We start from the raw sequence: 18,604 nt of genomic DNA on the forward strand, positions 1-18,604 counted from the left end.
TTTTTTAAGACTGAAATTTCCAATCCCATGCAATAACGCCACATCGCGCCACATACACCGTCATTTTTTGGCGTTACTATTATTTTCTAATACTATGAAAGTAGTATTTTTAAAAAATCCACTGTCTAACAATTGACTTTCTAATAAAATTCATATTTTTATAGACATGTATTTTTTCACTAAACTGTCAAATTTGATATACGTTTACACATATAAAAGACCCTCTTTGCTTAGCAACTGGTGCAAATATAACTATCTTTTATGATTAGGAGGTAGGTTAAAGGATATGCTATTGAATAGGTAACTTATTATGAACTACTAGTAAATTACAAAATCACCATTTAAGGTTACATTTCATAGAATGGCATTTAATTCACACGATTATTACTGACAACACTTACCAATATTGATACAATCTTAACAATGATGGCAATTATAGATTTAAGATAAAACATTACATATCTTCAATGTAATTTTTATAAATTAAAATAATAGGAGGATTTATTAGTGGGATTATTTGATATCTTTAAAGGGGACAAGGTTCATAACAAACAAGGTATGAATCCCCATTTTGCATTTGTAACATCTTTACTTTATATGATGGGGGCAGATGGTGAATATGATAATGAGGAAATAGGTCAGTTGTTATCAGTTATTGGAGGTAAGAAAAAAGGCAGTACAGTTTATGTAGGTGGTAACAATAATGATTTAATGGACCAAGTTATTAAATACGTAAATAGAAATTCCGTAGACCAATTTTTACTTGAAGCGGCTCCAGCATTAACTGATGCTCAAAAGATGTGCATTTTAGTTAATATTATCGATTCATCTTTATCTGATGGTGAAGCTGAAATCCAAGAACAACAACTATTTGCTAAATTCTTAAAAGCTTTCGGGATTTCTGAAGAAAGATTCAAACCTTTCTTTGAAGTTATTGTTTTAAAAAATGATCGTTCTGTATTCTTAAATCCAAACCATGCTAAAAATCAAACTGGATATAAAGTAAATCTTTCAAAATAAAATCCCAGTCACTCATTTTAAATGAGTGACGTTTTTGTGTTTATAATAAAATCAAAGTTAAATTCATCTCGTTCTTTTGCTTGTGTATATTAGGCTGCTGTATATGACAAGATTATCTTCCCTTACACAAAAGCATTTGTTGCAATAATTCTAGAACAACGTTTACACAAGTATAATTGGGCAAAAATAAATAACCAGATAATGAGCACCTGATTATTTAATCGACCCACCCGAAACTTTTCATCAAAAGAGTTTAATAGTATTAGATTTTTAAATTCCTGCTACTATTTAAGTGAAGTAAGAAATAAAATTTAATTACTATACTGTGATTTAAGAACGTTATTTGAAATATCTTTAAAAACCCGAGACAATATCAAAAGGCGTAGCGTATCCGTTTACTAACACTTGAACTGTGTCATATTTTGCATCACCATGAGTAATTTTAAATACGTACTGTTTTAACTCACTATTTTCTTGACTTACACTATCTAACTTTATGTCTAATATGTTCTCTCTCACTTCAAGCTGAGCTATAACTGTTTCTAAAGATTGAAAAATAATATAGGCGTCTCCCTTTTCACTATCTTGAATGTATTGCAGTGTGGAATTAGGATTAATTCTTTCCGTTACTTTTGTTGGAACACTTTGAATTTCAATAATACTTAATTCTTTTGAATAACAAGCTGCTACTATGATTGCCGTAACTAACATTAAAGAAAATTGTCTCCTCAATTAAGCATCTCATTTCTATTAGGTAACCTTGTTTTCACAAATATTATATAACTCAACATGCCGAAAATGGATGGAGGACATTTTGCTCTTAACGCTGTATATCCAAATGAACCACAATAAGTATTTATTTTTTATTTTTTCGTTCTAATAGGATAGGTGCTATATTTAGTAAAATTGAAACAATGGTTAGTAACCATAACGTTTTTTCCATAGTCGGTACAACATCCAATAAAGCCGCCCAATCTTCAACTTTTACCCAATTAGATACAAGACTATGTTCTGCACAGAGTGTCAATGCTGTAAATGATAACCCCATTGCCATCGCAAGTTTATAATCCTTACCTGTTATATACCTATATAGATTGAAAAAAGTTGCTATTATAGTAATAATACCCAATATTATCCACATAATGATACCTCCCTTTTTCAATATAGACATAAATTGTAATTAAATGGTTCCCACTTCCTCGTTCGGACGCAGTATTGGCGTAAATTACGACACCATGGAAGGAAGATTTTAAACAACAATTTGAAAAAGAGCACCACAAAGGTACTCTTTAAAGATTCGTTATTGCAGTTCAGTTGTTTCACACTTGCAAAAAGAAGCAGCAGATTAAACGATTCTCCGCACATGTACTACTTCACACTTATGTAAGTATTTTAATTGCCGAAGGTATTCCCGTTACCAAGATAGCCAAAATGATCGGAGATACTCCAGAAATGGTTATGAAGGCATATGCTCAGTCGTTGGCTTATGAAGAACTAAAACATGAATGACATTTGGTTAATTCCTATTTTTTACCTTTATTTGGGGTACAAACGATATTTGTACCCCTCCACTCTTGCTATATAAGCTTTTATTAGTCTATCTAAATATATTATGTTCATATAAAAAATCATAGGAAAGATCGACAAATAAATATTCGTGTTCATTAATGGCAATCGAAAATGTTCGCGTAATTTCTCCTGTCTCGATATCTCGATACAGTTCTGAAATTTCCCCATTTTGATCATTTCGCATTTTAATAATCGTTTGTAGGAAATACGGTCGCCAACTCCAATTTTTATTAATTGCATTTGGCTGTAATTCCCATATCCCTTCTACACGCATCACGTTAGGCGTTAATTGGAAACCATCCTCATTACAGATATATAATCGGAAAGAGTAATGATCTAAAAGCTCTGCTAAATGTTCTAATTGAGAAATGTTATCGCTAGAAGGCTTTACTCGATGAACAATCGCTTCTAACTCTTCTCTTAATTTCTTCAACTCGAAATATTGTGCCTGAAGCATCTTCTTTTCAGATGTTATAAATTGCTGACATTCCTCTTTAAAACGTTCCTTTAATATATCTTTCTCCACAAATGTCTTTGCAGCATTTGCTAAATAAGAACCTTGATAGAATCGTCCCCCGTTTTTCCAAGCAAATTGCAATTGGTAAACAGTTCCTATTCCTTCAAACAATAAGTTAGCCCCGATTTTATAAGCTAAGCTTCCAATGGCTGAAATCATATCAGATTGTGCAGACCATGAGTCATAATTCAAATCACGTATATTAACCTTTAAAATTTGAGGTGATAATAATGCGATATGTTCTAAATGACTTTCAGCACCTACTTCTTGCACAGCAATTTTCATACCGAATGTTGTAAAATAGCGAAGAGCGTGGTGCAATTTATTAATATCGCCTAAAAATCGATGCTCGGAAACAACTAAGACAATACGATGTAAATCTTCTTCCCCTATATATTGTTGAATAATATTAAAATGACTTTCACCGAAATCTTGCATTAACAAGTTCGGATTACTTGGAATATAAATATCAATATCGGGTGCTACTGTGTCTATCTGCGTTAATGCAGCGTGTAAAATTTTATGCTCCATATCAATCCGATATTCTTCTGGAATATCTTCATTATTCACAAAATCTTTTAAATTGATTTGTTGACCTTCTATTTGTAACTGTCCGGAAATTTCGTAGGCAATCACCGTATGCGCATCAGCGCTAAATATAGGTTGAAAATACCCATGTATTTGATCTAAATTAGTTAACACTTCAATTGCGTCCATTGTCGAAACCTCCATACTTGAATAATCTATCATTATTCAAAAATAACATTACAACTACAGTTCATTTAATGAAAAAGCTCTCTGACTGTATAATAGTTTGTTTATAGGAATTTCGCAACTTCACATGCCATATTTTTGTTATTCGTTTGTTCGTTTAGACCGTCACTAATTCTTTTTCCTGTTGTTTTTGTGCGATTGTCTCCGGTCTGCGTACCCAACTCAGTCCAAGTGTTCCTTCCCCTGCATGCACACCGACACAAGCACTCAATGGCAGAACGTGAAAAATAATAAACGGATACGCTTTTTCTAGGGCTAATTTCCAATTCATCGCACCTTCTTCATTATTACAGTGAATAACAGCTACTTCTGGAATTTGATGTGAGTCTAAATCATTTATTAGAAGGTTTTCTACATATGCTTTTGCTTTTGCTAGTGCACGTACTTTTTCCTTCATGACAACTTTACCATTATCAAAAGAAATAACGACTTTTATATTTAATAGTTGACTCAAAAACGCCTGTGTCCCTGACACACGGCCACTTTTATGCAATTGTGATAAGCTCGCTGGGATAAAGGACAGCTCGCTATGATCTGCAAGTTCATTGATTTTTTCAACAATTTGTTGTGGTGGGACGCCTTCGCGTTCCAATTGCTGCCCGAGTTCTATCATTTTCATCATTGGGAATGAACCGATTTTAGAATCAACTGGATATACTTCAAATTGTGCTTGTTGTGCTGCTGTGAAAGCGCTTAAATAAGTGCCCGACAAATGTTGCGAAGTATGAATAGCAATAGCACAGTCATAGCCTTGCTGTTTTAACGATTTATATAACGCTACCACTTCACCAATGGCAGGTTGCGATGTCTTTGGATGTGTTTTAGTAGTACGAAGTTTGTCATAAAATTCATCATGTGTCATATCAACAGTTTCTCGTAATACGCCCTCTTCAAAAACAATATTGAGTGGTAACACGTGAATTTGATTGTCCTGTATGAATTTTTCATCTAACAATGCTGCTGTATCTGTAACCCATGCTATTTTCTTGTTCATTAAATGCTGTGCTCCCTGTCTATTGTAAAGTATTAATCCTTATAACTTATGCAACTATACATAGACAGAACCGTGATGAATAGTGACATTTATCATAATTGCACATTTTTTTTACAGCGTTCGACATTTTTTCGACAAAATTCACAATAAAAAACCGTGTCCTAAAAGTAAAAAATGTACACACTTCTAGGATACGGTTATTATTCGTTATTCATTCATAAAGAAATACCAGACTACTGCCGCAATCATTAACGATACAAGGACTGCAATTGTTACACGCAATGGCGAAATCGGTGCGTCTCCTCCAACACGACCTGTTTGACCATTCACCATAAATCGATAAATTTTCTCTTTATATCTAAAGGAAGAAAGCCATATTGGTAACATTAAATACTTATATGTAATGTCATCATGTGTTGTAGAAAATCGCAAATTGGAGACAACATCTGCAAATTTTTCTAAACGAATCTTTGCCGTAATTTCCGCTTCTAAATGATCGTGAATTTCTCTCTTTGCTTGGTTCCAGCCATCCTGTAAACCAATGCTATAGCGTTCTGAGAGAAATCCTGCTACATACTCTGGTTTATAGGATTTATTATTTAATAAGTTAAATGGCTCTATTTTTCGCATCATCTGACGATCATAGCGAGTTGTTGCACTAATTAAATAATCATCTATAAATTCCTGATAGAAACCACTGGTAGTATACCAATCTGTAACTGTACGCTGATTGCCATCCTTATCAGTGACCGTTCGATGCTTACCATAGCTTGCCGAATAGCGTGAGCTTGTTTTTGTATCAAACGTCCAATAAGGTAGATAAACACCTTTAAAAGCATCCGGCTTTGCACTAATTTTAGCAGCCTTTGGCGTAAACCATTTACTTTTAATCCACTTTTGAAAATTTTCGCCTGCTTGTTTATCTGTTACTTCAAATGTACATACGCCATTTGGTGCAAGTGTATTTGAAGCACTCGCTTCCATTACTTGATTTGAGCCACAATATGGACAGCTATCTGCTACTTGTAATGCATCATAAATCGTTTCAGCAGCACAAGCTTTACAAACAACCGTTTTTTTCTCTACACCCCAGTTAAAGTTTCCTCGCTCTTCGGCCTTTGCAAAATCCATTTCTTGGGCCACTTTTTCTTGTTCCTTTTCCGGTTTGGCAATCTCTGTTTCAAAGCCACAATATGGACAAGTTAGCTTGCCTGTTGCGGGGTTAAACTCAATTGATGCACTGCATGATGGACATTCAGCATCGAATTCTAGCTTTGCCTCTTTGACGTTTTCCATTTCTTGCGTCGTCATCATCAGTCATCTCCTTACTTTAGATCATTATCATCGAAAACATCGCCACATTCAGGGCAAAATTTCGGAGGATTTGCAGGAGTTTCTGGCTGCCAACCGCATTTATCACAAGCATATTGCAATGCGCCAGACGGTTTTTTTGCGCCACATTCACTACAGAATTTACCTTTATTGATTGTGCCACATGAACATGGCCAGCCTTCTTCTACTGGCTTTGCTGCACCACAGTTTGAGCAAAACTTACCCGTATTCTCTTGTCCACATGAACATGTCCAAGCATTGGATGGGCTCGATTGTTGTGGCGTTGTTGTTTGTCTCTGTTTATTTTGCTCGCTCATTTGGAATAGTTGGCTTGCATTGACGCCACCCGCTTGTGTTGCCATATTCATCCCCATGAACCCAGCCATTGCACCGCCGTCATTGTGTGAAGCTGCAATCATCGCCTCTGCTTGTGCCCCAGTTAAATGCGCAGCCGCCATCCCAGGATCACGCATCACTGCATTGCGCTGTAGTTGTTTTATCATCGCTTCATCTTCTTCAGAAGCTTTTAATGAACTAATGCCAAATGATACGACTGCTAAACCACGTGTTGCCAACCATTTTTCAGATAACACTTTGTTAAGAGCATCTGCCAGCGCCACTGTATGCGCAGGGATTTCACTATAGCGCACGCCACTTGCCGAAATTTGAGCAAATGCTGGTTGTAATGCCGTCATAAGCTCTGTTTTCAATTGACTATCAATGGCATCCCGCGTATATTCACGCTCTACATTTCCACAGACATTTGTATAAAATAATAATGGGTCTACTATTTTATAAGAATATTCACCATGACAACGAATGGTAATATCAATATCTAAGCCAATATTGCGGTCAATGACACGGAAAGGAATTGGCGCAGGTGTTCCGTACTTATTGCCAACGATTTCTTTTTTATTGAAATAATACACACGTTGATCTTTAGCAGGCTCTCCACCAAATGTGAAACGCTTTCCAATTTGCTTAAACGTTTCCGTAATGTTTGCTGACAAATCATCCCCATACATAATAGATGGCTCTGTAGATGTGTCATAAACATATTCACCGGATTCGGAAGAAAACTCCACTACCTTGCCTTGCTCAACAATCATCATACATTGCCCTTCATTAATGGCAATGATTGAGCCATTACTAATCAGATTGTCGTTTCCTTTATTTGAGCCACGTTTCGAAGTGCGTTTAATACCTTTAGCAACAAGGACATCTGCTGATAAGGACTCACAGTAGAAATACTCACGCCATTGATCTTCTAATACACCTGCTAATGCCCCAATACCTGCTTTTAATAAACCCATTCTATTTCCCACCTTTAAATAAATACTTAATGTTATTTTATCATTAAAAATATTGTCCTTCCTATTGTACTACGCAAGAAAGGACAATTTGTTTCAAAATTTTCACTTGTGCATTAGGATGCTTATTACTTCCCTACTGAAAAACCGTCAAATAATTTTCCACCATATGGTGCAAGGCGAAGCCAAGCGAATTAATAATTTTCGCTAAAGGTCTTGCATAACTAATTTTCATAAGAGTTCGGAATATTCTTTATAATCATCATGTTACGATTAACTTTGCTCAACTACACATTTATTGCACATATAGTTTTAATTAATAGCAATAGAAAATGACCAAATTCAATATTAATAGAGAACTTGGTCATTTTTAATGTTAAGTAAGTTAATCATAGTTATATTTATTTGTTAAATATAACTTCCCCTGTATCTGCTAATTTAATAATTACAGGTCTTTTATCACCTATTCCTATTTCGATATATTTGTTATTCGTCACCTCTTTCACCAATGCAACATGATATTCTTCATAGCCTTCTTCATGAAGTTCTAATCCGTTGTCTGTGTCATAAAATGTATCAATTTCGCATAAACTGGTCTGATTATTATCCCAAGTTATTTCTATTTTAGGCTTTGAAGTACTATACTCAAGTAATTTTAAAACTACATTATCAATATTCATTTTATCTAGCTCCTCATTAGGCTGTCTTTTGATTTTTATCAAAAACGACAATATCTAAATCCGAGGTCTCTATCGCCTCTCCCCGAATGACACTTCCAGCCAATAAAGCCCCATCGCAATGAGGGAAATGTTTTGTAATAAACTGAAGTGCTGCTTCGACTGCGTGATCCCTTTTTAAATAATCAAAATTGCCACCTATTCCTGAAAATTACTGAATTATATAGAATATACTTTCTACACTTGCAGAAAATCTCCTGTTAAAGCGAATCAAATTTTTACAAAGGAATTTGTAATTAATAACAGATTGCTAAAATCATGTATAATAATATATAGCACGATGAAAAATGGTGCTAATACCGTTGTATGGTTAATTTTCTAAACAGAAAGGAGCTATAACATGGACCAACAAGAGATTTTAACGATTATGAACTTAACGAAGAGCTATGGCAGCAAAGAAATTTTAAAAGGAATTGACTTACATGTGTCAAGAGGCGAAATTATTGGCTACATCGGTCCGAATGGCGCTGGCAAAAGTACAACTGTCAAAATTATATTGGGGATTGAAGGGGAATATGGTGGTGAAATTAAGCTATTTGGGGAGGATATTAAACAAAATAGCATTGATTATAAACGGAAAATTGGCTATGTGCCTGAAATAGCCGATGTTTATGATAATTTAACTGGCTATGAGTATTTGACTTTCATCGGCCAGCTTTACGGATTGCATTTAGATGTAGCGACCGCCAAATCTAAATCATTAATGGAATTGTTCGGTGTTGGAGAAGCCTATCATGCAAGAATATCTTCTTATTCAAAAGGCATGAGGCAAAAGCTATTAATTATCGCTAGCCTTATACATAATCCAGATTTACTGTTCTTGGATGAACCTATAAACGGCTTGGATGCGAATAGTGTCATGATTTTCAAAGAGATTTTAACGCAATTAGCAGCCCAAGGTAAAACGATATTTTATTCCTCCCATATCATGGATGTGGTCGAAAAAATCAGCAGTCGCATTATATTACTGAATGATGGAAAAATCGCTGCTGATGGAACATTTGCTCAACTACAAGCAGCTAATACGGCCGGAACGTTAGAGGGGATTTTCAACCAACTAACAGGTTTTCATAATCATAAAGAAATTGGTGAACAATTCGTAGCGGTTGTCCAGGAGGTGTAGTAATGAAAGATTTCAAAGTCCTGCAACTACTTGATAAAATGCAATTTATTTTTCGGAAAATGGGCATTGATTATTCGATTATGAGACAAATCCTCCATATTAAACTAACGATGGATGAACGAAAAGTACCAACCATCTTTAACCAAAATAAAAAAGATCAAAAAAATAGCTACTTCAAATCTTTATGGATTTACGCCCTTTATGGTCTTATACTCATTCCTTTTATGGGGTTTGGTGATAACTATCATTTTCAAATGAGCATTGCATACGGCATAGTTATCTTTATCGTGATGACTACTTTGATTTCCGATTTTTCTTCTGTACTACTTGATGTTCGTGACAGAAGCATCCTGTCAACGAAGCCGATTAATGCTAAAACGATAAATGCCGCTAAAATATTGCATATTCTTATTTATTTAACTTATTTAACAATTGCCTTAACGGCGATTCCCCTTTTAGTCAGCTTGTTTACACAAGGAATATTATTCTTTCTATTAACCGTATTCGCACTTATCTTCATCAATATTTTCATTGTCGTGCTTACAACTATTTTGTATATTGTGATTTTAAGATTTTTTGATGGAGAAATGCTAAAGGACGTCATTAATTATGTGCAAATTGGCTTATCCTTAGTGTTAATGATTGGTTATCAAGTGCTTATTCGCTCCTTTGAGTTTGTCAACCTTGAAATGGTCGTAACGTTCAAATGGTGGAGTATTTTCATCATCCCTATGTGGTTTGCCGCTCCTTATGAGCTTATCTTAAATGGTAATAACTCTTACTTCACGTTAGTAGGCACTATCTTCTCCGTCTTTATACCACTTATTTCAATAGGGCTCTATATAACGTTAATTCCAACCTTTGAGCGGAATTTACAAAAGTTATTAAGTACGAGCAAATCAAAGAAGGAAAAGAAAAGTCGTTTAAAAGATTATTTCTTATCTTTTATATGCCGAACAAGTGAGGAAAAGGCATTTTATCGTTTTGCCTCTCTTATGATGAAACAAGAACGGGATTTTAAATTAAAAGTGTATCCATCATTAGGGTTTTCTTTCGTGATACCATTTATTTTTATGTTTAATATGATGCGGTCAGATCATGTTGACTACTCGACCAGTATAAGCTATTTAAATATTTATTTTAGTATGCTGATTATTCCATCTGCTGTGATGATGTTAGGTCATTCCGCAAAATATAAAGCGGCTTGGATCTACAAAGTCTTTCCAATTAAAGACTATACAGACTTACAAAAGGGTAGTTTAAAAGCCTTTTTAATAAAGCTATATATTCCGCTGTATCTCGTTCTTAGCATCGTATTTTGCTTTATTTATGGCCCGAGAATCATTCCAGATCTATTGATTGTTTTAGTAGCAAGCTGTTTGTACACAATCATTTGCTACATGGGCTTTGAAAACAAAGTTCCTTTCACGAAGCCCTTTGACGAAATCGGTGATGGGCAGAGTTGGAAGGCCTTAATATTATTTATTCCATTAGGTATACTTGCATTTATACACTATCTACTGGCAACAAGCATTTCTTATGGTACTTTTATTTATTTCTTTGTACTGGTCATTGTCAATTTCATTTCTTGGAAATTCTTGTTTAAACGAGCTAAGTAATACTTCAAGGAAATAGACATTGCTTATCTAGCTAGTAAAAATCCACTTTGCTTTAATGGCTCAGTGGATTTTTTGCAATTCTTTTTACAAATCGTAGTTCATAACGATTAATTACCCTTTTATTCCCATCACTCTTACACCTTTATCGGTATAACCGCACTTCTTATATAGTCCTCGTGCCGCCTCATTCCTTACATTAACAGCCAATACAATTTCATTGACGTCACAGTAATGCTGTTTGACAAAGTCAGGTAATAACATTAAAGCTTTTTTTGCATAGCCCTTCCCTTGATGTCGATAATCTGTAGAAAAAGCTCTTATTAAAATGGCATCATCATTTTCACAATATGGCTTTACACCTTCTTTTCGATGTAACACAAAGAATACTACAAGCATCCCATCCTCAATTGCTAAAATGGCATGTCGATTGACATCCTCTTTAACAAGCGCAATACTCTCTTGCGGTGTTCCTGTATATTCAAGTTGTTCAGCTGTTAATTGATACTGGTCAATGAACGCTTTAAAGCGATTATCGTATATGTATAGTTGCATAATTTCCCCCATCTCCATACAGAACATTTGTTCTAATAATAGCATATAACAAATTTTATGCAAGATAAAAAACTTGATGCATTTAACATGGTTAAAAGAAAAAAGACAGCACCAGTTATTATTCTGGTCCTGCCTTTGGCTTACTTCAATTCAATTAACGTAAACATCAAGCTGCTGATATTATTTCGTTGCCACTGCAATTTCTTTATATTTAGCATCCCAAACAGGGTCAATTTTACTTAAAGAAATAGGTCGTAATGTTTCTTTATGTGCTAGAATATGTACGGACTGTGCTGTTGCTGCAATCGTGCCATCTTCATGTAAAATTTCATAACCATATGTTGTACGTAGACGATCGTGTTTCTCTACCCAAGTACGCACGGTTGCCACCTGTCCATAGTGCATAGCAGCCTTATAGGAAATAGATAAATCCATTACTGGCGACACATACCCTTCCTTCTCTAATGCAGCGTACTCAAATCCCGCATCGCTCACTAACTGCGTACGTCCAATCTCCATCCAAATGATATAGTTGGCATGGTAGACAACGCCCATTTGGTCTGTCTCCGCATATCGAATCTCAATCTGTTTTTCACTCACAAACATTTTCTTCACCTCGTCCTACATTATAGCGTAAAAATGCTGATTTGGTGGGGTTTAGGCTTTGGAGATTTCGATAGGTTGCAAAATGAAGGTTATAAAATTTTATTTTGATTTCAAAAATAAAATTTTATGAATGAATACTTTAACACGTATAAACACATATATACTCTTTTAATTGGGGTACCATTATTTTAAAAATTAAAATACATGCAACGAGCAGGTGCAATAATAAAAGTCACTCATTTTGTACTGCACCCCAAAAGTTAGGCCAAAAATCTGAACTGCACCCCAATTGTTAGACACATCTAACAATTGGAGGTGCAGTTTTTAATGGCAAAATATACTGCAGAGGAAAAATTACAAGCAGCTTTACGATACTTAGAAGGCAAAGAAAGTTCACATGAAATTGCTAAATCGATTGGGACAGATCATAAGGCTATTCTTAACTGGGCTAAACAATATGAGTATAACGGTGTTGAAGCGTTTATAAAATCATATACAAACTATACAGCACAGTTTAAACTAGACGTACTAAACTTCATGATTGAGCACGGCACGTCCTTAATAGAAACAGCGGCTATCTTTGGTATAGCAGCTCCATCGTCCATTATTCATTGGCGAAAACAGTTTGAAACAAAAGGATTCGATGCCCTTCAATCAAAGGAAAAGGGGCGTCCATCCATGAAAAAAGAAACCAATAAACAACCAAAACATACACCAGTAGAAGGCTCACCAGAAGCACTTCAAGCTCGTATCAAGCAGCTTGAAATGGAAAACGAGTATTTAAAAAAGTTGAACGCCTTAGTTCAAGCCAAAGAAACATCACCAAAGAAGACAAAGTAAAGGTCATCTATGAATTAAGGCATAAATACTCGGTGAAGGCACTTGTCGAATTCGCACAGATTCCACGTAGTACGTATTATGACATAGTGAAGAAACTGAATCGTCCCGATCCAGATACCGACTTAAAGGCTGAAATTCAATCCATCTATAACGAACATGAAGGGCGTTACGGATACCGTCGCATTCGTGATGAACTCGCAAATCGTGGACGAAGAGTGAATCATAAGAAAGTACAACGTATCATGAAAACACTTCGTTTAAAGTGCGTAGTCAGAATGAAAAAGTATAAATCATATAAAGGGACAGTCGGTAAAATCGCACCGAATATTTTAGACCGCAAATTTACAGCTGAAGCCCCTAATGAAAAGTGGGTAACAGATATTTCAGAGTTTAAATTGTTTGGTGAAAAACTCTATTTATCCCCTGTTTTAGACTTATTTAACGGAGAAATTATTACTTACACAATTGGTCATCGACCAACGTATTCACTTGTCTCAGAAATGTTGGAGAAAGCATTAGAGAAGTTACCAGAGGAACGCCAATTACTGATGCATTCCGATCAAGGCTGGCATTATCAAATGAAGCAATACCGTCACGCACTTGCATCAAAAGGCATTGTGCAAAGTATGTCACGTAAAGGCAACTGTTATGACAACTCGGTGATGGAGAATTTCTTTGGGATTTTGAAATCGGAATTCCTTTATTTAAAGGAGTTCGAAAGTGTTGAGCATTTTAAATTGGAACTTGAAAACTATATAACGTATTACAATACGAAACGAATTAAGGCAAAATTAAAACTGAGTCCGGTACAATACCGAACTCAGTTTACCCAAGCTGCCTAAATGAAATAACCGTGTCTAACTTTTAGGGGTCACTTCAATCTAACTTTTGGGGTGCATTTATTTTGGCAAAATACGATTATGAGTTTAAGAAAAAAGTCGTTGAAGCCTACTTTCAAGGGCATGGAGGTTATAGACAAATAGCTCTTCAATTTAGTATTTCCTCAGGCCAAGGAGTGGTGAGAAGGTGGGTGAAACAAGTAACTGCATTAGGATTTGTCTCTCTTAGGAAACAGGAAAGACGTTCGGATTACACTATTCAATTTAAACTTGATGTCATAAACTATCATTTAAATAGTGGAGAATCTATCCGAGATGTCGCTCATAAATTCAATCTGCCAAATGACTCGATGGTTTCATTGTGGACTACGGCATTTAGAAAACATGGTATCGGTGGAATTTCTCCAAAAACGCAAGGACGTCCATCCATGTCAGACAAACCGAAGAAAACAAAGGAAGAAAAGAAATTATCGCGTGAACAAGAATTAGAACGAGAAAATGAATTATTACGTGCGGAGCTTGCGTTCATAACGTATCAGATGAGACAATACGCAAATCTACTGAAAAACAATAAAATATTTCAAAGCATGTCTCGAAAAGGAAACTGCTTAGACAATTCGCCAATGGAAAATTTCTTTGGCCTACTGAAACAAGAAATATATTATGGGACTATCTATACTAGTTTTGAAGAAAAAAACAAGCGATTGATAAGTATATCTACTATTACAATTACAAGCGAATAAAGAGTAAATTTGGATGTAGTCCAGTCACCTATCGTGTAAGATTGGCTGCATAGAAAGGACAAAAGTCGCTATGGAACTTCATAAACTACAAAAGTTGAAAATAATAGTAGATCGGCCAATGGGCTATAAGGATGATTTTGATAATGTCTATCCGATAAATTATGGTTACGTACCTGGAATCATTGGTGGCGATAGAGAGGAACAGGATGTCTATATCCTTTCAAATAAGGTAAAGGGGCCAATAGATGAATTTACAGGTAAACTTATCGCAATTGTCCATAGAAATGATGATATTGAAGAAAAATGGGTCGTTACTTCAGAGGATGAAAATTACACAAAAGAGCAAATTAGAGAACAAATAAATTTCATGGAACAATGGTTTGATTCAAAAATTGAGCTTTTAAATTAAAATAACGAAGAGGAAGAACTCCTCTTCGAAATAAGTCTAACTTTTGGGGTTCACTACAAAATGAATGGCTTGATTAGATATTATTTTATAAAAATTTTTTAAATAGTTGAGTGCTATTGATATAAAGCTCCCGTCAGTTGAATCATTAATCCACTTTATTCTCAATTTCCAATCTTTTTTGTTCCAAAGCTACTTTATCTCTTTCTAACTTAATTTGTTCAAGTTTTATATCATTTTTCTTTTTTATTTCATAAACAACAGCTGCAATAAGTGAGACAAATATAATAGCAATCAATGAAAAATAATCCATTGGTTCTCCACCACCTCTTTCCTTAACTTACTCATCGTTCCTGGGAGTGCATCACCAATATTATACTAAGCCCTTGTCTCCCTTTCTTTGTTGCATCACTAATGTTCATTCCCTTTTCAGTCCATAATACTTTATATAAAAATGCGAGCTCAGCTTCCTCCAAGCCGTCGGGTAATTCACCATTTTCGCTTCCGATAGTACGTTGATATTGAAGTATATATTTTGAGGACTTTATTTATTCCACTCTTTCCTGACAAATGCCATAGCGCTTTCAATAGTTGTGACGTTCTTATTGAGCCAACTTTCCCCTATATCTCTCACCAACGAGTGAATAAACCCAATTTTGCTAACAATTTTTACATAATCCAGTAATACATTTATAACACCATCATTTAACCCCAACTCTTGTAAATCTTTAACCAGTTCTATATCGTCCTGAGAAACAGAGCCATTGAGATTTTTAAGATAATCAATTGGTGTCGAAGAAATAACCTTTTTAATATACCATTCTTCGTAACTCATTCCTGTTTCAGCTTTAAATCTTTCTTCTGCTTTTGATTTCCATTCCTCGATTGTTATCCCGTACACTTCTTTAAATCGTTCTTCAGCAGTCGAGCCGTATATTACTTTGTCACTTATTTTCTTAAATCGTTTAATATCATTACTCACTCCATTTCATCCCTTTTCAACTTAATTTTCACTTAAACTATATTTCAGTTAGCAGATAGATATTTATTGAAAGTTATTAAAAATTAAATTGAAGAAACCCAAACATGTTCGGTAATATAAAGATTAAAAATAGCCCTGTAAACGAGAAGGTTATAAATCTTTTTCTATCTATACCTAGTCTTAATTCCCAGAGTCCCAGACACACTAAATATAAACCTAACAACATACTAATCATTGGTAATATCACTATGTAAATACTCATTTCGTTTTCTCTTTTAATGATTACGTTACATATATCTCTTTGAACTGACACAGTCCCTTTACTTTAATACGTCTAGCATGAATAGAAGTTCCAATTTTAAGTGATTTATCCATTAATATTTAACAGTTAACAGATGCCTTGATATTAGGGAAATTTTAAAACATGAAAAGGAATAATAAAAACTTAACATTCTAGAGTTGCTACTTTTCATAGAACCGCTCTCTGCATAAAAAGCTGAATCAAAAATGTCACAAGAAAAGTCACAAACGTTGATTTAACAACATTCGTGACTTTTTGGTGTACGTCCAAACTTCTATTTGGGAACGTTATTTTGTATGGGATTGTATAAAATAACTCTAACGAACTTGATATACCTCATTTAGTTTATGCTCTTCTATTAAATCAATGTTTCTAGGATTTTGCGTATATTCCTGTAAATAAGGTCCGATGTTTGCGTACATTTCAATATTTTGTAACTCTAAAATAGGTAGCCATTTTACATCTATTTGATTTGAATCCGGGTTTTTTGGAAATTTTGGTGTACTAGGGCTTTTTATTTTGCATTCAAACATCATAACCAATGTATGTATTTTACCAAATTTATCTAAATTAAGGTGAGGTGTGTATTCATAAACAAAAGCTAGTGGACCTACTTCTACATCTATACACGCTTCTTCTTTGGCTTCTCTTTTTACTGTATCTATAATTGATTCATTGGGTTCTGCACCTCCAGCAGGTAAATCATAAACGATACCTCTTATTGGGTCATTATACACCGTTAATAATATTTCATTATTTTCTATTATTATTGCACCAGCTCGAACTCTAATATGAGAAGACATTTAAAACCTCCTAAGTTGATATATTAAGGTTTCTAGAAGATGTTATTGAATTCCTTTCAATGTCACCAAAGTTTCATTTGGGAACGTTATTAGGTTTAGTTATGAATACGTTATAAATCCTTGTTGCACTAAAGCGCACGTTTGATCAATAAGGAATGCCGTTCGTTTAAAAATTATGTTTAATCTACAAAATATGGAGTAATTCCTACTTCTCTTAATATGTTATTTAAATTGTTGGGTAATATGTTAGCATCAATACCCGATTTAATTAACACTTGTCTAAGTTCAATGAATAGTTGCTTATCAACGGATCTAAATATATACTCAAAATGTTTTTGATTATCTAACCTAAGTAAATACCAAACCAAATTATCATATAAATATGGGAACTCTTGTTTAATGTTTTCTCTATTGTCGAGAAATGATCGAACATAATCCTCAAAACGATACACTTTATTTTCATCGAAATCTTCGTCTTTTTTAAGTTCTTTGATTGGTCTAAAGATAAAAGCTGACCCCAATTGCCAATTACCAAGACCCACAAAAAAAACAAGTAACGAATATTTTCGTATTTCAGGATCTGGATTTGAAAAGTAAAGATAATAATTGTCATAATTATCTTTACTCCAATCTTTAGCTAATCCTGGATAAACTTCGATTCCCGCTACAATCCTCTTAGCTTTATCAAGTACCGTTTTTGACATCGGTTATTCCTCATTTCCTGGCATCATTATTTGAACAATGCTATATAATTACTACTCCAACAACTAGCAGCTATATTTGCTAACTCAACTATCCTGCGCCGTTAGTTGAAGTATAACCTTTCCAAAGCGTCGTTTGGGGATATTTCTTTGTTTACCGTTGTGAATTCATATAAATCTGGTTATATCCCTTATTCCGCAATCTGGCTCTTTAATGAAACCGTGCGCTAATCCTTATTACAGAATCGCGCCTAATTAATGTATTTTGAGCTAATTCTTCATTTTATTTAGAATATTTCGGAAAACTGTCTTTCCGAAATTACTTGTAAACCGTTTCTTTTTAATAAAGCAGCCGTAACGCCATTCCCTGCAATTTCCTTTCCTATAAATTCACCATTATAAATCATGGAACTTCCACAAGATGGGCTATACTCTTTCAGTACAACTACCGTTGCGTTGACATCAATAGCCTTTTTTAGAGTAATATAAGCTCCTTTTATGTATAATTCCGTAACGTCTCTACCTGATTTTTCGATTACTTTAGCTATTCCATCCAATACATCTTCCCCGTTACCTCCTATTATTTCTGCAGGTTCTCTAGGAGTTGAAAAGCCACCAAGTAATTCGGGACATACGGTTATTGCTTTATTCTCTTCTATTAGTTTCATAATTTTATTATTTAAACAATGTGTACCGTTATATCTTACCTCTAATCCTGCTAAACAAGAACTTACTACTATCATTAATATCCCCCCAATTTAGTATCACCTAATAACATTATACATTCAAGGAATTACTTGACAATCTGGCCCGATTGTTGAATAAAATTTACATAA

19 protein-coding genes and 3 pseudogenes are annotated in these 18,604 nt (G+C 34.5%); 7 read left to right on the plus strand and 15 right to left on the minus strand.

Annotated features, from left to right (window positions below):
* The first annotated feature begins 507 nt into the window (after positions 1–507).
* Positions 508–1,020 carry a tellurite resistance TerB family protein gene (locus I5435_RS12330; protein WP_025219423.1) on the plus strand — a complete coding sequence of 171 codons (513 nt, stop codon included), beginning with the start codon at positions 508–510 and terminating at the stop codon, positions 1,018–1,020.
* 354 nt (positions 1,021–1,374) lie between these two features.
* Here I5435_RS12330 and I5435_RS12335 read toward each other — a convergent pair whose 3' ends face one another.
* From I5435_RS12335 to I5435_RS12370, 8 genes and pseudogenes are all read right to left on the minus strand, one after another.
* On the minus strand, positions 1,375–1,731 hold the full coding sequence (locus I5435_RS12335) for a peptidylprolyl isomerase (RefSeq protein ID WP_337982344.1): 357 nt from the start codon (positions 1,729–1,731) through the stop codon (positions 1,375–1,377).
* Between the two features lie 145 nt (positions 1,732–1,876).
* Positions 1,877–2,161 (minus strand): hypothetical protein, encoded by a 285-nt coding sequence (locus I5435_RS12340; RefSeq protein ID WP_231786162.1) that lies wholly within the window; start codon positions 2,159–2,161, stop codon positions 1,877–1,879.
* A 456-nt stretch (positions 2,162–2,617) separates the two neighbouring features.
* Positions 2,618–3,823 carry an EAL-associated domain-containing protein gene (locus I5435_RS12345; protein ID WP_024361843.1) on the minus strand — a complete coding sequence of 402 codons (1,206 nt, stop codon included), beginning with the start codon at positions 3,821–3,823 and terminating at the stop codon, positions 2,618–2,620.
* Between the two features lie 154 nt (positions 3,824–3,977).
* Positions 3,978–4,874, minus strand: coding sequence for a DegV family protein (locus tag I5435_RS12350; protein WP_024361844.1), 897 nt, complete (start codon positions 4,872–4,874; stop codon positions 3,978–3,980).
* Positions 4,875–5,081: 207 nt separating this feature from the next.
* The gene (locus I5435_RS12355; RefSeq protein WP_309501232.1) at positions 5,082–6,185 is read right to left on the minus strand and encodes a TFIIB-type zinc ribbon-containing protein; all 1,104 of its coding nucleotides are present in this window, start codon (positions 6,183–6,185) and stop codon (positions 5,082–5,084) included.
* A gap of 14 nt (positions 6,186–6,199) precedes the next feature.
* Positions 6,200–7,519, minus strand: a complete 1,320-nt coding sequence (locus I5435_RS12360) for an SPFH domain-containing protein (RefSeq protein ID WP_024361846.1) — start codon at positions 7,517–7,519, stop codon at positions 6,200–6,202.
* A gap of 398 nt (positions 7,520–7,917) precedes the next feature.
* Complete coding sequence (locus tag I5435_RS12365; protein ID WP_337982345.1) at positions 7,918–8,196, minus strand: hypothetical protein; 279 nt, start codon at positions 8,194–8,196, stop codon at positions 7,918–7,920.
* Between the two features lie 31 nt (positions 8,197–8,227).
* Positions 8,228–8,395: pseudogene (locus I5435_RS12370) on the minus strand (nucleotidyltransferase domain-containing protein); the annotation flags it as partial.
* Between the two features lie 198 nt (positions 8,396–8,593).
* Between I5435_RS12370 and I5435_RS12375 the strand changes: the two are divergent.
* Both I5435_RS12375 and I5435_RS12380 read left to right on the plus strand, forming a co-directional pair.
* Entirely contained in the window at positions 8,594–9,376 is a 783-nt protein-coding gene (locus tag I5435_RS12375; RefSeq protein WP_025219418.1) for an ABC transporter ATP-binding protein, read from the plus strand.
* Positions 9,377–9,378: 2 nt separating this feature from the next.
* Entirely contained in the window at positions 9,379–10,995 is a 1,617-nt protein-coding gene (locus I5435_RS12380; protein WP_337982346.1) for a hypothetical protein, read from the plus strand.
* Between the two features lie 111 nt (positions 10,996–11,106).
* On the opposite strand, the gene I5435_RS12385 is transcribed toward I5435_RS12380, so the two are convergent.
* Positions 11,107–11,547, minus strand: coding sequence for a GNAT family N-acetyltransferase (locus tag I5435_RS12385; RefSeq protein WP_337982347.1), 441 nt, complete (start codon positions 11,545–11,547; stop codon positions 11,107–11,109).
* Positions 11,548–11,727: 180 nt separating this feature from the next.
* A complete protein-coding gene (locus tag I5435_RS12390) occupies positions 11,728–12,153 on the minus strand; it encodes an acyl-CoA thioesterase (RefSeq protein WP_337982348.1) in 426 nt (141 codons plus the stop codon).
* Between the two features lie 327 nt (positions 12,154–12,480).
* Here I5435_RS12390 and I5435_RS12395 point away from each other — a divergent pair.
* From I5435_RS12395 to I5435_RS12410, 4 genes and pseudogenes are all read left to right on the plus strand, one after another.
* Positions 12,481–13,835 (plus strand): IS3 family transposase gene (locus I5435_RS12395; RefSeq protein WP_337982349.1). Its coding sequence is split into 2 segments (ribosomal slippage): positions 12,481–12,934 and positions 12,934–13,835, totalling 1,356 coding nucleotides; the frame shifts between segments, so codons are not numbered across the junction.
* Positions 13,836–14,023: 188 nt separating this feature from the next.
* Positions 14,024–14,245 (plus strand): annotated as a pseudogene (locus I5435_RS23180) (transposase); the annotation flags it as partial.
* 120 nt (positions 14,246–14,365) lie between these two features.
* A pseudogene (locus I5435_RS12405) lies at positions 14,366–14,628 on the plus strand (transposase); the annotation flags it as partial.
* 17 nt (positions 14,629–14,645) lie between these two features.
* Complete coding sequence (locus tag I5435_RS12410) at positions 14,646–14,984, plus strand: inorganic pyrophosphatase (RefSeq protein ID WP_024361852.1); 339 nt, start codon at positions 14,646–14,648, stop codon at positions 14,982–14,984.
* Between the two features lie 145 nt (positions 14,985–15,129).
* On the opposite strand, the gene I5435_RS12415 is transcribed toward I5435_RS12410, so the two are convergent.
* From I5435_RS12415 to I5435_RS12435, 5 genes are all read right to left on the minus strand, one after another.
* Positions 15,130–15,294 carry a hypothetical protein gene (locus tag I5435_RS12415; RefSeq protein ID WP_158694859.1) on the minus strand — a complete coding sequence of 55 codons (165 nt, stop codon included), beginning with the start codon at positions 15,292–15,294 and terminating at the stop codon, positions 15,130–15,132.
* 231 nt (positions 15,295–15,525) lie between these two features.
* Positions 15,526–15,963: a DnaD domain protein gene (locus tag I5435_RS12420; RefSeq protein WP_337982350.1), complete on the minus strand. Its 438-nt coding sequence runs from the start codon at positions 15,961–15,963 to the stop codon at positions 15,526–15,528.
* Positions 15,964–16,581: 618 nt separating this feature from the next.
* Positions 16,582–17,067, minus strand: coding sequence for an NUDIX domain-containing protein (locus tag I5435_RS12425; RefSeq protein ID WP_024361854.1), 486 nt, complete (start codon positions 17,065–17,067; stop codon positions 16,582–16,584).
* 179 nt (positions 17,068–17,246) lie between these two features.
* Entirely contained in the window at positions 17,247–17,771 is a 525-nt protein-coding gene (locus I5435_RS12430; RefSeq protein WP_337982351.1) for a hypothetical protein, read from the minus strand.
* A 284-nt stretch (positions 17,772–18,055) separates the two neighbouring features.
* Positions 18,056–18,511 carry a 2-thiouracil desulfurase family protein gene (locus I5435_RS12435; RefSeq protein WP_024364712.1) on the minus strand — a complete coding sequence of 152 codons (456 nt, stop codon included), beginning with the start codon at positions 18,509–18,511 and terminating at the stop codon, positions 18,056–18,058.
* Between the last annotated feature and the right edge of the window lie 93 nt (positions 18,512–18,604).

This window comes from Lysinibacillus sp. C5.1 (assembly GCF_016350185.1).
In the GTDB taxonomy this organism is placed as follows: Bacteria; Bacillota; Bacilli; order Bacillales_A; family Planococcaceae; genus Lysinibacillus; species Lysinibacillus sphaericus.

Bases quoted from the DNA above. Each gene is read 5' to 3' on its own strand.
- I5435_RS12430 (WP_337982351.1), bottom strand. From the start codon at position 17,771: ATGTCAAAAACGGTACTTGATAAAGCTAAGAGGATTGTAGCGGGAATC.
- I5435_RS12360 (WP_024361846.1), bottom strand. From the start codon at position 7,519: ATGGGTTTATTAAAAGCAGGTATTGGGGCATTAGCAGGTGTATTAGAA.
- I5435_RS12435 (WP_024364712.1), bottom strand. From the start codon at position 18,511: ATGATAGTAGTAAGTTCTTGTTTAGCAGGATTAGAGGTAAGATATAAC.
- I5435_RS12390 (WP_337982348.1), bottom strand. From the start codon at position 12,153: ATGTTTGTGAGTGAAAAACAGATTGAGATTCGATATGCGGAGACAGAC.
- I5435_RS12335 (WP_337982344.1), bottom strand. From the start codon at position 1,731: ATGTTAGTTACGGCAATCATAGTAGCAGCTTGTTATTCAAAAGAATTA.
- I5435_RS12355 (WP_309501232.1), bottom strand. From the start codon at position 6,185: ATGACGACGCAAGAAATGGAAAACGTCAAAGAGGCAAAGCTAGAATTC.
- I5435_RS12380 (WP_337982346.1), top strand. From the start codon at position 9,379: ATGAAAGATTTCAAAGTCCTGCAACTACTTGATAAAATGCAATTTATT.
- I5435_RS12410 (WP_024361852.1), top strand. From the start codon at position 14,646: ATGGAACTTCATAAACTACAAAAGTTGAAAATAATAGTAGATCGGCCA.
- I5435_RS12415 (WP_158694859.1), bottom strand. From the start codon at position 15,294: ATGGATTATTTTTCATTGATTGCTATTATATTTGTCTCACTTATTGCA.
- I5435_RS12385 (WP_337982347.1), bottom strand. From the start codon at position 11,547: ATGCAACTATACATATACGATAATCGCTTTAAAGCGTTCATTGACCAG.
- I5435_RS12375 (WP_025219418.1), top strand. From the start codon at position 8,594: ATGGACCAACAAGAGATTTTAACGATTATGAACTTAACGAAGAGCTAT.
- I5435_RS12350 (WP_024361844.1), bottom strand. From the start codon at position 4,874: ATGAACAAGAAAATAGCATGGGTTACAGATACAGCAGCATTGTTAGAT.
- I5435_RS12365 (WP_337982345.1), bottom strand. From the start codon at position 8,196: ATGAATATTGATAATGTAGTTTTAAAATTACTTGAGTATAGTACTTCA.
- I5435_RS12345 (WP_024361843.1), bottom strand. From the start codon at position 3,823: ATGGACGCAATTGAAGTGTTAACTAATTTAGATCAAATACATGGGTAT.
- I5435_RS12340 (WP_231786162.1), bottom strand. From the start codon at position 2,161: ATGTGGATAATATTGGGTATTATTACTATAATAGCAACTTTTTTCAAT.
- I5435_RS12425 (WP_024361854.1), bottom strand. From the start codon at position 17,067: ATGTCTTCTCATATTAGAGTTCGAGCTGGTGCAATAATAATAGAAAAT.